This window comes from Azospira sp. (assembly GCF_030247495.1).
Taxonomy (GTDB): domain Bacteria; phylum Pseudomonadota; class Gammaproteobacteria; order Burkholderiales; family Rhodocyclaceae; genus Azospira; species Azospira oryzae.
In genome coordinates, this window is record NZ_JAOTRW010000005.1 from 163,411 (window position 1) to 177,555 (window position 14,145).

The window sequence follows — 14,145 nt, forward strand, 5'->3', positions numbered from 1 at the left end:
CATTGCTCCTCGCCCCCGGGCTCCCATTCCGTACGGGAACATACTAGCAAATGCAAGCCACCATTCAATTCGACCGTTTCAACCAGATGGCCGACGCCGACTGCCAGGAGCGCATCCGCGCCGCCCGGGCCAAGCTGGGCAAGAAGGCCGTCCTGCTCTGCCACCACTACCAGCGGGCCGACGTGTACCAGCACGCCGACCTCACCGGCGACTCCCTCAAGCTGTCCCGCCTGGCCTCCCAGACCGACGCCGAATACATCGTCTTCTGCGGCGTGCATTTCATGGCCGAGGTGGCGGACATCATGTCCAAGCCGGAGCAGATCGCCATCCTGCCGGACCTGGCGGCCGGCTGTTCCATGGCCGACATGGCCAACCTGGCCAAGGTGGAGCGCTGCTGGCGCGAACTGAACGAAGTGCTGGGCAATGCGGAATCCCTGGTCACCCCGGTCACCTACATCAACTCCGCCGCCGACCTGAAAGCCTTCTGCGGCGAACGGGGCGGCATCGTGTGCACCTCCTCCAACGCCGGCACCATCGCCAAGTGGGCCTTCGCCCAGCGGGAAAAGGTGCTGTTCTTCCCCGACCAGCACCTGGGTCGCTGGACCGGCCACAACATGGACATCCCCATGGAGCAGATGGTGGTGTGGGACCCGGACCAGGAATACGGCGGCCTCACTCCCCAGCAGATCAAGGAGGCCAAGATCCTGCTGTGGAAGGGCCACTGTTCGGTGCACCAGATGTTCCAGCCGGCCCACATCCAGCGCTTCCGCCAGGAGCATCCGGACGGCCTGGTGATCTCCCACCCGGAATGCTGCTTCGATGTCTGCAAGGCCTCCGACTACGTGGGCTCCACCGAACACATCGTCAAGACCATCAAGGAAGCCGCCCCCAACACCCGCTGGCTGGTGGGCACCGAGCTGAATCTGGTGAACCGCCTGGCCGAGGAAGTGAAGGCGGAAGGCAAGATCGTCCAGTTCATGGCCCCCACGGTGTGCATGTGTTCCACCATGCAGCGCATCGACCCCCAGCACCTGGCCTGGACCCTGGAAAACCTGGCCGAGGGCAACGTGGTGAACCGCATCAGCGTGCCCGCCCACGAAGCCCCCATGGCCAAGCTGGCCCTGGACCGGATGCTGGCCATTTCTTGAACACGGCGCAACAGAGAAGAAAGGGGCCGTCATGGCCCCTTTTTTTCGTCCCGGCGGAGCCCCTTTCCGCTGTGATACGCTTCAAGCATGAGCCGCCCGACCCTGCATATCACCACCTACAACATCCACAAGGGCTTTTCCCAGTTCAACCGCCGCATGATGGTGCATGAGCTGCGGGAACGCCTGCGGGCCCTGGGCCCGGACCTGGTCTTCCTGCAGGAGGTGCAGGGGCTGCACCTGGGCCATGCGGAACAGCACGAGCACTGGCCGGAGGAACCCCAGCACGAATTCCTCGCCGAGGACGTATGGCCCGACGCCGCCTACGGCCGCAATATGGTCTATGACCACGGCCACCACGGCAACGCCATCCTCTCCCGCTTTCCCATCCTCTCCAGCCACAACCAGGACGTCACCCATCTGCGCTTCGAACGCCGCGGCCTGCTCCATTGCGAAGTCCAGGTGCCGGGCTGGGAGCGCCACCTGCATTGCGTCTGCGTGCACCTGTCCCTGATCGGCCGCAGCCGGCGGCGGCAGATGGACGCCCTGGCCCAGCGCCTGGAGGGTCTGGTGCCCGAGGATGCGCCCCTCATCATCGCTGGCGATTTCAACGACTGGCGCAACCGGGCCGACGGCCTGCTGGCCGAGCGCCTGGGCCTGACCGAGGTCTTCCACGGCGCCCGGGGCCGCCCGGTGCGCAGCTATCCGGCCGGCCTGCCTTTGTTCCGCCTGGACCGCATCTACGCCCGGGGCTTTGCCGTCAGCGCCACCCAGGTCCATTTCGGCCGTCCCTGGTCGCGCATCTCGGACCACGCGGCCCTCTCCGCCCACCTCACCCCCGTCTAGGCACCATGGACGCGGCCTACCTGCCAGGCAACCGGGTCACCCTGCTCAACAGCGGCGACGAGTTCTTCCCCGCCCTGCTGGCCGCCATCGACGGGGCGGAGCGGGAGGTGCATCTGGAGACCTACATCTTCGAGGCCGACGAGACCGGCCAGGCTGTCGCCTCCGCCCTCTGCCGGGCCGCCCGGCGCGGCCTCAAGGTGCGGGTCCTGGCCGACGGCTTCGGCGCCCGGGACTTTCCCCGGACCCTGATGCCGGCCCTGGTGGCCGACGGCGTGCAGGTCCTCATCTACCGCCCGGAACTGCCCGACCTGGGCCTGCGACGGCATCGCCTGCGCCGCCTGCACCGCAAGATCACCGTGGTGGACAGCCGCCTGGCCTTCGTCGGCGGCATCAACATCATCGACGACCGCAACACGCCGCACCAGATTCCGCCCCGCTTCGATTACGCCGTCTGCGTCGAGGGCCCGTTGCTGGAACCGATCCAGCGCTCGGTGCGGCATGTCTGGGAAATCGTCGTCTGGGCCAGTTTCCGCCACCGCTTCCGCCTGCCACCGCCGGCCCCGGCCTGTTGTCAGCCGGTCGGCAAACAGACGGCCGCCTTCGTGGTGCGGGACAACATCCGCCACCGGCGCGACATCGAGGATGCCTACCTGCAGGCCATCGCTGCAGCCCGGGAGGAAGTGATCCTGGCCAACGCCTATTTCCTGCCGGGGCGCCGCTTCAAGGAAGCCCTGCGGGAAGCCGCCGCCCGGGGCGTGCGCGTCACCATCCTGCTGCAGGGGCGGGTGGAATACCGGCTGCTGCACTACGCCAGCCAGGCCCTCTACGGCAGCCTGCTGGAGGCCGGCATCCGCATCGTCGAATACCACCGCAGCTTCCTCCACGCCAAGGTGGCGGTGGTGGACCGGGACTGGGCCACCGTGGGCTCCAGCAACATCGATCCCTTCTCCCTGCTGCTGGCCCGGGAGGCCAATGTGGTGGTGCGGGACGCCACCTTCACCGCCCAGTTGCGGAGCAGCCTGCAGCAGGCCATGGCCGAGGGCGGACGGGAGCTGCTGCCGGGACGCTGGCGCCGCATTCCCTGGCATTCCCGCTGGCTGCGGCGCCTGGCCTATTCCCTGGTGCGGCTGATGATCGGATTGGCAGGCTACGGCGCCAGGCACTGAGGGCCTGGGAGCCAGCAAGCAAGCCCTATTCCAGGCTGACGGCCCGGCAACGGGGAACCAGCGCCAGGTTCCAGTGGGCCACTGCCCAGGCCCATACCTCGTCCCGGCTGGCGGCGCGCAGGGCCGGAGGCGGCCGCTGGCCAAGGAACTCCAGGGCATCCACCAGGGCCGGTACCGGCCGGCCGTCGTCCAGGGCCGGTGCCCGGGTCTGCTTGGACAGCTTCTCGCCCCGGGCATTGGTGGCCAGGGGCAGATGCACGTAGGCCGGCGTTGGCACACCCAGGCACTGCTGCAGCCAGATCTGGCGCGGCGTCGAATCCAGCAGGTCGGCCCCGCGCACCACGTGGGTGACGCCCTGGAAGGCATCGTCCACCACCACCGCCAGCTGGTAGGCGTACTGGCCGTCGGCCCGCAGCAGGACGATGTCCCCCACGTCCCGCTCCAGGTTGTGCCCCACCCAGCCCAGCAGGCCGTCCTCGAAGCTCACCTCCCGGTCCGGCAGACGCAGGCGCCAGGCCCGGGGCGACTGCCCGGGCTGCAAACCGCCGCGGCAGGTGCCGGCATAGCGGGGGGCGCCGTCAATGGAGCGGCCGCCGTGGCCCTCGGCGATCTCCTTGCGCGAACAGGCGCAGGGATAGGCCTGCCCCGCCGCCTGCAGGCGGGCCAGGGCGGCGGCATAGGCCTCGTGGCGCTGGCTCTGCCACAGCACGGGGCCGTCCCAGACGAAGCCGTAGGCTTCCAGGCTGCGCAGGATGGCATCCGCCGCGCCCGGCACCGTGCGCGGCCCATCCACATCCTCCATGCGCACCAGCCACTCGCCCTGGCGGCAACGGGCCTCCAGGCAACTGCCGAGGGCAGCCACCAGGGAACCGAAATGCAGGGGGCCGGAGGGCGAGGGGGCAAAGCGGCCGCGATAGGCGGAAGGGGAGCGGGTCATGGGCCGGAGTTTACCGGATCGGCACCAAGAAAAAGCCGGCCCGCTCTGACGAGGGGGCCGGCCGGCATGGGGCGGAAGGAAATCAGACGTTGAACAGGAAGTTCATGACGTCGCCGTCCTGCACCACGTATTCCTTGCCTTCGGAGCGCATCTTGCCGGCTTCCTTGGCACCCTGCTCGCCCTTGAAGGCGATGAAGTCGGCGTAGGCGATGGTCTGGGCCCGGATGAAGCCCTTCTCGAAGTCGGTGTGGATGACGCCGGCGGCCTGGGGGGCGGTGTCGCCCTTGTGGATGGTCCAGGCGCGCACTTCCTTGACCCCGGCGGTGAAGTAGGTCTGCAGGCCGAGCAGGTCGTAGCCGGCGCGGATGAGACGGTTGAGGCCCGGCTCCTCCAGACCCAGGTCGGCCAGGAAAGCCTGCTTGTCCTCGTCTTCCAGGTCGGCCAGTTCTTCTTCGATCTTGGCGCACACGGCCACCACGGGAGCGCCTTCCTTGGCGGCATGTTCGCGCAGGCGGTCCAGGTGGGGATTGTTCTCGAAGCCGTCTTCCATGACGTTGCCCACGTACATGGCGGGCTTCACGGTGAGCAGGCAGAGGGGCTTGACGATGAGCTTGTCGTCGTCGGACAGGCCGGCGGTGCGGGCGGGCTTGCCTTCGTTGAGGTGGGGCAGCAGCTTTTCCAGCACGGCCACCAGCTTCTGGGCTTCCTTGTCGCCGGACTTGGCCTTCTTGCCGTCCCGGGCGATGGTGCGCTCCACCACGGCCAGGTCGGCCAGGGCCAGCTCGGTGATGATGGTCTCGATGTCGGCGATGGGATCCACCTTGCCGGAGACATGCACCACATTGGGGTCGTCGAAACAGCGCACCACGTTCACGATGGCATCGGTTTCCCGGATGTTGGCCAGGAACTGGTTGCCCAGGCCCTCGCCCTTGGAGGCGCCAGCCACCAGGCCGGCGATGTCCACGAACTCGACGATGGCCGGCTGCATGCGCTGGGGTTTGACGATCTCGGCCAGGGCCGCCATGCGGGGATCGGGCACTTCAACGATGCCCACATTGGGCTCGATGGTGCAGAAGGGGTAGTTGGCCGCTTCGATGCCCGCCTTGGTCAGGGCGTTGAAGAGGGTGGATTTGCCGACGTTGGGCAGACCAACGATGCCGCATTTCAAGCTCATGGTGTTTTCCTTGCTAAACGGTTTTGCCGTGTAACTGTTGTTGGGCGGCGGCGAAATCGCCGGCGGCGATGCGGGGCCAGGCCAGCAGGCAGCGGTCGATGGCCTTGTCGATTTCCGTCTGCTCCTCGGCCCGGGGGCGATGCAGGACGAAATCGACGACTTCCTGCTTCAGGTTGAGGCTGCGGGGGTGGCCGATCCCCAGGCGCAGGCGCCAGAAATTGGGACTGCCGAGCTGGGCCTGGATGTCCTTGAGGCCGTTGTGGCCGCCGTTGCCGCCGCCCTGCTTGAGGCGGATGGCACCGGGCATCAGGTCCAGTTCGTCATGCACCACCAGCACCTCTTCCGGTTCGATCTTGTAGAAGCGGGCCAGGGCCGCCACCGCATGGCCGGAACGGTTCATGAAGGTGGTGGGCTGCAGCAGCCAGGTGTCACCGGCCCGGGCGGCCAGGCCGAGGAACTTGCTCTGGGGCGCCAGGCTGACCTTGAGGTCCCGGGCCAGGCGGTCCACCAGCCAGAAGCCCGCATTGTGCCGGGTATCTTCGTATTCCGCGCCGGGGTTGCCGAGGCCAACGATGAGACGGGGAGCGTTCACTGGAAAGACTCAAAAAATAAAGCCGCCGCGAGGGCTGAGCCCGGCGGCGGCTTCTTGCACGGTCAGACCGGAAGATTAAGCAGCAGGAGCCGCTTCTTCGGCTGCGGCAGCGCCGCGCACGGTCATGATGGTGGCGACCACGGGGTTGTCCTGGCCGTGCTGCACCAGAGCCACGCCCTTGGGCAGCTTGACGTCGGCGATGTGGATGGAGTGGCCAGCAGCCAGGTCCTTCAGGTCCACTTCGATGAACTCGGGCAGGTCGGCAGCCAGGCAGGTCACTTCCACTTCGTTCAGCACGTGGGAGACGATGCCGCCGCCCAGCTTGACGCCGGGAGCGATGTCAGCGTTCACGAAGTGCAGGGGCACCTTGGTGTGCAGCTTCTGGTTGGGATCGACGCGCTGGAAGTCCACGTGCAGCACGATGGCCTTGTAGGGGTGAGCCTGGTAGTCGCGCAGCAGAACGGATTCCTTCTTGCCGTCGATGTTCAGGTTGATCAGGGAAGAGTGGAATGCTTCCTTGCGCAGAGCCAGGTAGATGGCGTTGTGGTCCACCTCGATGGAGATGGGGGCAGCGGTACCACCGTAGACGATGCCCGGGACCTTGCCGGCACGACGCAGGCGGCGGCTCGCTCCGGTGCCCTGGTCGTTGCGCTTATCGGCGTTGAATTCAAAGATCATGATGACTCCAAAGTAAAGACCCCGACCGCGACCAGCCGGGGGGTTGAGAAAACTTATTCGATGAACAGGGAGGACACGGAGTCCTCGTTGCTGATGCGCCGGATGGTCTCGGCCAGCAGTTCGGCCACGGACAGCTGGCGGATGCGGGAACAGGCCATGGCATCGTCGCGCAGCGGAATGGTGTCGGTCACCACCAGTTCGTCCAGGTCGGAGGAATTGACCCGCTCCACGGCGGCGCCGGACAGCACCGGGTGGGTACAGTAGGCCACCACCTTCTGGGCACCGTTGGCCTTGAGGGCGGAGGCGGCCTTGCACAGGGTGCCGGCGGTATCGACGATGTCGTCCATGATGATGCAGGTGCGGCCGTCCACTTCGCCGATGATGTTCATCACCTCGGAGACGTTGGCCTTGGGGCGACGCTTGTCGATGATGGCCAGGTCGCACTCCAGGCGCTTGGCCAGGGAACGGGCGCGGACCACGCCGCCGTGGTCGGGGGAGACCACCAGCAGGTTTTCGTGGTTCTGCTTTTGGATGTCTTCCAGCAGGATCGGCAGGGCGTAGACGTTATCCACCGGGATATCGAAGAAGCCCTGGATCTGCTCGGCATGCAGGTCCATGGTGAGGACCCGGTCCACGCCGGCGGCGGTCAGCAGGTCGGCCACCAGCTTGGCGGCGATGGGCACCCGGGAAGAACGGGAGCGGCGATCCTGGCGGGCGTAGCCGAAATAGGGGATGGCGGCGGTGATGCGACCGGCGGAGGCGCGCTTCAGCGCATCCACCATCACCAGCAGTTCCATCAGGGTATCGTTGGAGGGGGCGCAGGTGGACTGCAGGATGAAGACGTCGTGACCACGCACGTGCTCTTCGATTTCCACGCTCACTTCCCCGTCGGAGAAGCGGCCTACGCTGGCACGTCCCAGGGGACGGCGGCCCAGGCGGGAAACCACGTCGGCAGCCAACTTGGGATTAGCGTTGCCGGTAAAGACCATCAGGCTATTGAAAGCCATAGGGGCGCCCCCAGAAATGCAATACGGGCAGGTATGTACCTGCCCGTTGTCTCGGAATTATTGGCTGGGGAGGAAGGATTCGAACCTTCGCATGCCGGAATCAAAATCCGGTGCCTTAACCAACTTGGCGACTCCCCAGTAACCGGTTTGGCGCTGCCGGACATCAGAACTGCTGCCGCCAGCGACTGGAAATCTGTGCCTGTCCCGCAACCTGCGTTGCGCTGCGTGACTAGCGAGGCGCGGATATTACACAAAAAATTTCGGGCGGGCAAATCTTTTGCCAAAAAACTTCGCCACCCACCCGGCCACCCTAGGGCAACAGTCCGTACAGGGGGTGGCTGTCCAGCCCGGGCGCCACCCAGCCCTGCATGTCGGGCGGCAGCTGGGCCAGGGCCGCCTCGGCCCCGGCCTGGTCCGGGAATTCGGCAAAGACGCAGGCCCCGGAGCCGCTCATGCGGGCCCGGCCGAAACGCTGCAGCCATGCCAGGTGCCGCGCCACCTCGGGAAAGCGGGCGCAGGCCACCGGCTCCAGATCGTTGCCGCCCAGGCCGGGCCGCCAATCGGCAGCCGCCATGGCCGGCGTGTCCCGCTTCAGTTCGGGAGCCCGGAAGATGTCCACGGTGGGCACAGCTACCGGCGGCTGCAGCACCAGATACCAGGCCGGCGCCGCCGGCACGGCCTGCAGCGCCTCGCCCACGCCCTCGGCGAAGGCGGTGCGGCCGAAGATGAAGACCGGCACATCGGCCCCCAGGGTCAGACCCAGGGCCTGCAACCGTTCCCGGGACAGGCCCAGTTGCCACAGGTGGTTGAGGGCCAGCAGCACGGTGGCGGCGTCGGAACTGCCGCCGCCCAGGCCGCCGCCCATGGGCAGCCGCTTTTCCAGGCGGATATCCGCCCCCCGGGTACAGTTGGCCGCCTGCTGCAGGAGACGGGCGGCCCGCACGGTCAGGTCGCTCTCCTCCGGCACCCCGGGCAGGGGATTGAGCAGGCGCACCTGGCCGTCCTCCCGGGGCGCGAAGTGCAGGGTGTCGCCGTAATCGACGAAACGGAACAGGGTCTGCAGCAGGTGATAGCCGTCGGCGCGGCGGCCCACCACATGCAGGAAAAGATTAAGCTTGGCCGGCGCCGGGTAGGCGCTGTCCCAGGTCCAGGCCGGGTTCATTGGGCGCTCCAGTCGTCGATGCGCAACTTCAGCTCCAGGGCTTCGCCCCGGCGGGCCGTCAGCCGCACCGGCAGGGCCTGGGGACTGGGGTTGTCGCCGTAGTCGTAGTCGATGCTCCAGCCGGCCTCCTGCAGGCGCAGCAGGCGGCCGGCGCCGTCGCGCTCCGCCGCCCCTGCCGGGGTGGCACGGGCCAGCAGCCATTCGCCCATGCCGGCCACCGGCAGGGGATAGCCCAGCACGTCGGCCACCAGCTGGTCCGCATCGGCAGCCTGGAATTCCTTCTGGTCGGCCGTCACCAGGCGGGCAACGCCGGGACGGCGGCTGATCTCCGCCGCGCCCTGGCCGAAAGGATTCATGAGGAAGATGTCGTCGCCTTCAGGGGCATGGCGCCAGGCGATCTTGCCGGAATAGCTGGCCTGTTCGTAGCGCAGGGAAAAACGCCCCTCGATCTGGAAGGACTGCAAGGTTTCCCGCGCCACGGCGGGCACGGCATAGCGCTCCGGCACGGTGCTGCAGGCGGCGAGCAGGGCCAGGAGCGCTCCGGCGCCTAAACGGAGAAATGCGGCAACCACGGATCAGGGCTGGAATTTCTTGACGGCGGCAGCCAGGGCTTCGTTGTCCGGGTCCTTCCTGGCGGCTTCGCGCAGCACGCGGCGGGCCTCGTCCTGGCGCCCCAGACCCCACAGCACCTCGCCCATGTGGGCGGCGATTTCCGGGTCCTGGCGCAGGCCGTAGGCCTTCTGCAGCTGGATCAGGGCGCCGGCCAGGTCGCCCTGGCGATAGAGCACCCAGCCCATGCTGTCGATGATGAAGGCGTCGTCCGGCAGCAGGGCCAGGGCCCGGGCCACCAGTTCCCGGGCTTCGTCCAGGCGCATGTTGCGCTCGGCGAAGGTGTAGCCCAGGGCGTTGTAGGCATGGGCGTTCTCGGGCTGCAGGGCGATCACCTGGCGCAGGCGCTCTTCCACCAGGGCCACCTTGTCGAGACGGTCGGCCACCAGGGCCGAGTCGTAGAGCAGCTCCGCATTGCCCGGATTGCTCTTGAGCAGGCGTTCCAGCACCTCCAGGGCCTCGGCGTAACGCTTGGCGTCGCGCAGCAGCTGGGCTTCGGACTGGCCCAGGGCAACCCGCTCGGTGGGATGCATGGTGGCGGTCTGCTGCAGCACCTGCCGCGCCTCGTCCAGCTTGCCGGCCCGGGCCAGCAGCATGGCCTGGCGGTTGCGAGCATTGAGGAAGGGCTCGCTGAGGCCGACCTGGCCGTAGTAGTCGATGGCAGCCGCCTCGTTCTTGCGCGCCTCCATGACCTGGCCCAGGTAGTAATTGACCAGGTTGCGGTCGCCGAACTCCAGTTCCAGCAGGTGTTTGAGCTGGGTCTCGGCGGTGTCCAGGTCATTCTGCTGCAGGGCCAGGATGGCCACCGGATAGACCACTTCGACGCTGTTGGGGAAGTCCCGCAGCAGGCGGCGGAACTCGGCGCTGGCATCGCTGAAGCGCTTGTCGCCCACATAGGCCCGGGCCAGGTGCAGGCGCACGTCCTTGGCGTTGGGATGGCGGCTCAGATAACGCTCCAGCAGGGGCACCACCTTGGCCGGCGCTTCGGCGGAGACGATCTGGGCCTCCAGCAGCACCGGCATTTCCCATTCGGGACGCAGCTCCTGGGCCCGGCGCACCGACTCCTGGGCCAGGGGGCGGTCGCCTGCGGCCAGGGCGGCCTGGGCCACGGCAAAATGGGCCTCGGCCACGCCCTGGTAGGGCTGGGTGACGCGCTGCACCAGCCGCAGCACGGCGCTCTTGTCCGGCTGGCGGACCAGCATGCGGTTGAGGCGGCTGAGGTTGTCGCCCAGGTTGTCCTTGTCCTGCTCCAGCAGCTTGCTCAGGTGGGGCACCAGGTCGTCCAGGCGGTTGAGGACGATCAGCACCCCCACCAGGGTCTGGCGGGCCGTCACCGACTCGGGTTCCGTTTCCACCCACAGCTGGGCCAGTTCATGGGCCAGGTCCATGCGCCGGGCAAAGCCCGCCACCTCGATGGCCCGGGCCAGCACCTGGGGGTCCCGGCTGCGCAGGGCCAGTTCCGCGTACACGGACAGGGCCAGGTCGCCGTAGCCCCGGCGCAGGGCGATTTCCGCCAGCAGCACCTGGTACGCCACCTGGCCGGCCGGAAGCTCGGCCGCAGAGGTGGGCACGGCCGCCGGGGCCCGGGGCGCCCGCTCGGCCTTGGCCGCCCGGGATTTGGCCACGGGGGCGGGGGCGGCATCGGCGGCAAGGGCACCATTGGCAGCCAGGGCGGCGACCAGGACAGCGAGGGGGATCATTTTCATGGCAGTGTCAGTCACCGGGGAGGAGACCGCGTTAGAAGCTTTCGCTTAAGATTAGTGCCGCATGTTAGGCAGTTTTCCAGGGCGCCACAAGCGGGCGGCCGTGCCGCTTACATCCGCTCGCAACACTTTACCAATCCATACATCCGCTCATTCATCCACTTTTCGCCATGCCCGAACTCCCCGAAGTCGAAGTCAGCCGCCTCGGCCTCCTGCCCTACCTGCCCGGCCAGGTGCTGCAGGGCGTCAGCCTGCGGGCTCCGCGCCTGCGTCACGAACTGTCGCCGGCCCTGGCCGAACGCCCCGTGGGCCGCTGCCTGAAGCGGGTGGAGCGGCGCGGCAAGTACCTGCTCTTCGACTTCGAGAGCGAAGGGGGCGGCGGCTGGATCATCCTGCACCTGGGCATGTCCGGCAGCCTGCGCCTGGTCCCGCCCGGCACGCCGCCGAGCAAGCACGATCACGTGGACCTGCATTTTCCCGGCCGCACCCTGCGCTACCGGGACCCGCGCCGCTTCGGCACCCTGCTGTGGGTGGACGGCCCCGTTGTGCTCGACCACCCCCTGCTGGCGCCCCTGGGCGTCGAGCCGCTTAGCGACGCCTTTGACGGCGCCTGGCTGCACCAGGCCCTGCGGCGGCGCCAGGCCCCCATCAAGCAGGTGCTGATGGACGCCCACTGCATCGTCGGCGTCGGCAACATCTATGCGGCGGAAAGCCTCTTCCGGTCCCGCATTTCGCCCCTGACGCCGGCCTGCCGCCTCAGCCGCCAGCGCTGCGACAGGCTGGCAGCCACGGTGCGGGAGGTGCTGGTGGAATCCATCGCCGCCGGCGGCAGCAGCGTGCGCGACTACGTGCACAGCGACGGCGGCGCCGGCAGCTTCCAGCTCATCGTCGCCGTCTACGACCGGGAAGGAGAGCCCTGCCAGGTCTGCGGCGGCCCCATCCGCCGCATCACCCAGGGCGGACGCAGCACTTTCTACTGCCCCCGCTGCCAGCGCTGACGGCCCCGGCGACCGTCCGTCGCCCCATTTCAACCAGTGCTGGCACAAGCGGCGCCAGCGCGTTGATTCCATTTGGCATTGTGGGGTAGAGTAGCCTCTCCCTTTTTGTCGCCGGTGTCGCCATGCCGAATACCCTTGCCCAGAACTTCGCCGCCTACAGCCAATGGCGGACGCAGCTGTCGGAGTGCATCGAGCACTTCCGCGCCTGGCTGGCGGACAATGAACTGGGCGATGCCCAGAGCGACCTGCGCCTGACCCAGCTGCTCGAGCGCCTCAAGGAAGACCGCCTCAACGTGGCCTTCGTCGCCGAATTCTCCCGGGGCAAGTCGGAACTGATCAACGCCATCTTCTTCGCCGACTACGGCAACCGCATGCTGCCCTCTTCCGCCGGCCGCACCACCATGTGCCCGACGGAACTGCTGTTCGATGCCGACAAGCCCTCCTGCATCGAGCTGCTGCCCATCCACACCCGGGCCACCAATGCCGGCATTTCCGAATACAAGCGCTTCCCCAACGAGTGGGAGACCGTGCCCCTCAACGTGGACTCCCCTGAAGCCATGCAGGACACCCTGCGCCACGTCAGCGAAGTGGTGCGGGTGGACCGGGACACGGCGGAGAAGCTGGGCTTTCCCGTCGGCGACGACGAGGCCGCCACCTACCGCATCGGCGAGGACGGCCTGGTGGAAATCCCCCGCTGGCGCCATGCCGTCATCAACTTCCCCCATCCCCTGCTGCAACAGGGCCTGGTGATCCTGGACACCCCGGGCCTCAACGCCATCGGCGCCGAGCCGGAACTGACCCTGTCCCTGCTGCCCAACGCCCATGCCGTGCTCTTCATCCTGGCCGCCGACACCGGCGTCACCCAGTCCGACCTGGCCATCTGGAAGGACAACATCGGCGCCGGCGGCAACCGTAAGCGGGGCCGCCTGGCGGTGCTCAACAAGATCGACGGCCTCTGGGACGAGCTCAAGAGCGAGGCCGAGATCCAGGCCGAAATTGCCCGCCAGGCCGACAGCTGCGCCTCCATCCTGGGCCTGCCCCAGGAGCAGGTATTCCCCGTCTCTGCCCAGAAGGCCCTGGTGGCCAAGATCAACGGCGACGACGCCCTGCTGCAGCGCTCCCGCCTGCCGGAACTGGAACGGGCCCTCTCCGAGGAACTGATCCCGGCCAAGCAGGACATCGTGCGCGACAACACCGAGGCCGAGTTCGGCGAGCTGCACGCCCGCATGCGCGCCCTGCTGGATTCCCGTATGCGGGGCCTGAAGGAACAGCTGACCGAACTGACCGAACTGAAGGGCAAGAACAAGGGCGTCGTGGAATACATGATGGCCAAGATCAAGACCGAGAAGGAAGAGTTCGAATCGGGCCTGCAGCGCTACTACGCCGTGCGCAGCGTTTTCTCCACCCTGACCAACAACCTCTTTGCCCATCTGGGCCTGGACGCCCTGCGCAGCCTCACCCACGAGACCCGGGACGCCATGCAGGCGGCCACCTTCTCCCGGGGTCTGTCCGCGGCCATGGACCGCTTCTTCCGCACCTCCAAGGAGAACGTGCAGAAGTCCGGCAAGGAGATCGGCGAAATCCTCTCCATGATGGAGGCCATCTACAAGAAGTTCAGCGTCGAGCACGGGCTCAAGCTGGGTTCGCCGACCCAGTTCAACCTGCTGCGCTATGAGAAGGAGCTGGAGCGTCTGGAGCAGTGGTGCAACACCCACCTCAACACCATGTTCCAGCTGCTGACCCACGAGAAGGGCAACGTCACCCAGAAGTTCTTCGAGGAAGTGGCGGTGCAGGTGCGCCGCGCCTTCGAGCACGCCAACCGGGACGTGGAAATCTGGCTGAAGGCAGTCATGGCCCCCATGGAGACCCAGGTGCGGGAACACCAGATCCAGCTGAAGCGCCGCCTGGAAAGCATCAAGCGCATCCACCAGGCCACCGACACCCTGGAAGACCGCATCGGCGAACTGAACCACATGGAAGCCGCCCTGCTGGCCCAGATCGACACCCTGCAGACCCTCGGCAACGATCTCCAGGCCCTGCTGCACCCCCAGGGGGAAGGCCTCCAGGCCGCCGCCTGACGCACGCCTCGCGGCCAATAAAAAAGCCACGGCATGCCGTGGCTTTTTTA

The 14,145-nt window shown here is 67.3% G+C and carries 13 protein-coding genes and 1 tRNA gene; 5 read left to right on the forward strand and 9 right to left on the reverse strand.

Annotated elements, in window-relative coordinates; genetic code table 11:
* Window positions 1-50: 50 nt before the first annotated feature.
* The 3 genes from nadA to clsB all read left to right on the forward strand — a co-directional run bounded on the left by nadA (window position 51) and on the right by clsB (window position 3,157).
* A complete protein-coding gene (nadA, locus tag OEL49_RS08870) occupies window positions 51-1,148 on the forward strand; it encodes a quinolinate synthase NadA (protein WP_014236146.1) in 1,098 nt (365 codons plus the stop codon).
* Between the two features lie 87 nt (window positions 1,149-1,235).
* Window positions 1,236-1,991, forward strand: a complete 756-nt coding sequence (locus tag OEL49_RS08875; protein ID WP_014236145.1) for an endonuclease/exonuclease/phosphatase family protein — start codon at window positions 1,236-1,238, stop codon at window positions 1,989-1,991.
* 5 nt (window positions 1,992-1,996) lie between these two features.
* Window positions 1,997-3,157: a cardiolipin synthase ClsB gene (gene clsB / locus OEL49_RS08880; protein WP_287874429.1), complete on the forward strand. Its 1,161-nt coding sequence runs from the start codon at window positions 1,997-1,999 to the stop codon at window positions 3,155-3,157.
* Window positions 3,158-3,182: 25 nt separating this feature from the next.
* Here the strand turns inward: clsB and gluQRS are convergent, their stop codons facing one another.
* From gluQRS to OEL49_RS08925, 9 genes are all read right to left on the reverse strand, one after another.
* Window positions 3,183-4,094 carry a tRNA glutamyl-Q(34) synthetase GluQRS gene (gene gluQRS, locus OEL49_RS08885; protein ID WP_287874430.1) on the reverse strand — a complete coding sequence of 304 codons (912 nt, stop codon included), beginning with the start codon at window positions 4,092-4,094 and terminating at the stop codon, window positions 3,183-3,185.
* An 82-nt stretch (window positions 4,095-4,176) separates the two neighbouring features.
* Window positions 4,177-5,268, reverse strand: a complete 1,092-nt coding sequence (ychF, locus tag OEL49_RS08890; protein ID WP_014236142.1) for a redox-regulated ATPase YchF — start codon at window positions 5,266-5,268, stop codon at window positions 4,177-4,179.
* Between the two features lie 13 nt (window positions 5,269-5,281).
* Complete coding sequence (gene pth, locus OEL49_RS08895) at window positions 5,282-5,860, reverse strand: aminoacyl-tRNA hydrolase (RefSeq protein ID WP_014236141.1); 579 nt, start codon at window positions 5,858-5,860, stop codon at window positions 5,282-5,284.
* Between the two features lie 75 nt (window positions 5,861-5,935).
* Window positions 5,936-6,538, reverse strand: a complete 603-nt coding sequence (locus OEL49_RS08900) for a 50S ribosomal protein L25/general stress protein Ctc (RefSeq protein ID WP_014236140.1) — start codon at window positions 6,536-6,538, stop codon at window positions 5,936-5,938.
* Between the two features lie 53 nt (window positions 6,539-6,591).
* Entirely contained in the window at window positions 6,592-7,545 is a 954-nt protein-coding gene (locus OEL49_RS08905) for a ribose-phosphate pyrophosphokinase (RefSeq protein WP_014236139.1), read from the reverse strand.
* 61 nt (window positions 7,546-7,606) lie between these two features.
* Window positions 7,607-7,683: transfer RNA gene (locus tag OEL49_RS08910), tRNA-Gln, on the reverse strand.
* 172 nt (window positions 7,684-7,855) lie between these two features.
* Window positions 7,856-8,707: a 4-(cytidine 5'-diphospho)-2-C-methyl-D-erythritol kinase gene (ispE, locus tag OEL49_RS08915; RefSeq protein WP_287874432.1), complete on the reverse strand. Its 852-nt coding sequence runs from the start codon at window positions 8,705-8,707 to the stop codon at window positions 7,856-7,858.
* Window positions 8,704-9,279, reverse strand: a complete 576-nt coding sequence (gene lolB / locus OEL49_RS08920) for a lipoprotein insertase outer membrane protein LolB (RefSeq protein ID WP_152090043.1) — start codon at window positions 9,277-9,279, stop codon at window positions 8,704-8,706. The genes ispE and lolB overlap by 4 nt, the downstream gene beginning before the upstream one ends.
* 3 nt (window positions 9,280-9,282) lie before the next feature.
* The gene (locus tag OEL49_RS08925; protein WP_014236136.1) at window positions 9,283-11,022 is read right to left on the reverse strand and encodes a tetratricopeptide repeat protein; all 1,740 of its coding nucleotides are present in this window, start codon (window positions 11,020-11,022) and stop codon (window positions 9,283-9,285) included.
* A 167-nt stretch (window positions 11,023-11,189) separates the two neighbouring features.
* Here OEL49_RS08925 and mutM point away from each other — a divergent pair, with 167 nt between their 5' ends.
* Together mutM and OEL49_RS08935 are read left to right on the forward strand one after the other, a co-directional pair.
* Complete coding sequence (gene mutM / locus OEL49_RS08930) at window positions 11,190-12,017, forward strand: bifunctional DNA-formamidopyrimidine glycosylase/DNA-(apurinic or apyrimidinic site) lyase (protein ID WP_287874434.1); 828 nt, start codon at window positions 11,190-11,192, stop codon at window positions 12,015-12,017.
* A gap of 122 nt (window positions 12,018-12,139) precedes the next feature.
* Window positions 12,140-14,095: a dynamin family protein gene (locus OEL49_RS08935; protein ID WP_014236134.1), complete on the forward strand. Its 1,956-nt coding sequence runs from the start codon at window positions 12,140-12,142 to the stop codon at window positions 14,093-14,095.
* Window positions 14,096-14,145: the final 50 nt, after the last annotated feature.

Bases quoted from the DNA above. Each gene is read 5' to 3' on its own strand.
- OEL49_RS08875 (WP_014236145.1), top strand. From the start codon at position 1,236: ATGAGCCGCCCGACCCTGCATATCACCACCTACAACATCCACAAGGGC.
- mutM (WP_287874434.1), top strand. From the start codon at position 11,190: ATGCCCGAACTCCCCGAAGTCGAAGTCAGCCGCCTCGGCCTCCTGCCC.
- OEL49_RS08935 (WP_014236134.1), top strand. From the start codon at position 12,140: ATGCCGAATACCCTTGCCCAGAACTTCGCCGCCTACAGCCAATGGCGG.
- clsB (WP_287874429.1), top strand. From the start codon at position 1,997: ATGGACGCGGCCTACCTGCCAGGCAACCGGGTCACCCTGCTCAACAGC.
- OEL49_RS08925 (WP_014236136.1), bottom strand. From the start codon at position 11,022: ATGAAAATGATCCCCCTCGCTGTCCTGGTCGCCGCCCTGGCTGCCAAT.
- nadA (WP_014236146.1), top strand. From the start codon at position 51: ATGCAAGCCACCATTCAATTCGACCGTTTCAACCAGATGGCCGACGCC.
- OEL49_RS08900 (WP_014236140.1), bottom strand. From the start codon at position 6,538: ATGATCTTTGAATTCAACGCCGATAAGCGCAACGACCAGGGCACCGGA.
- OEL49_RS08905 (WP_014236139.1), bottom strand. From the start codon at position 7,545: ATGGCTTTCAATAGCCTGATGGTCTTTACCGGCAACGCTAATCCCAAG.
- gluQRS (WP_287874430.1), bottom strand. From the start codon at position 4,094: ATGACCCGCTCCCCTTCCGCCTATCGCGGCCGCTTTGCCCCCTCGCCC.
- ychF (WP_014236142.1), bottom strand. From the start codon at position 5,268: ATGAGCTTGAAATGCGGCATCGTTGGTCTGCCCAACGTCGGCAAATCC.
- ispE (WP_287874432.1), bottom strand. From the start codon at position 8,707: ATGAACCCGGCCTGGACCTGGGACAGCGCCTACCCGGCGCCGGCCAAG.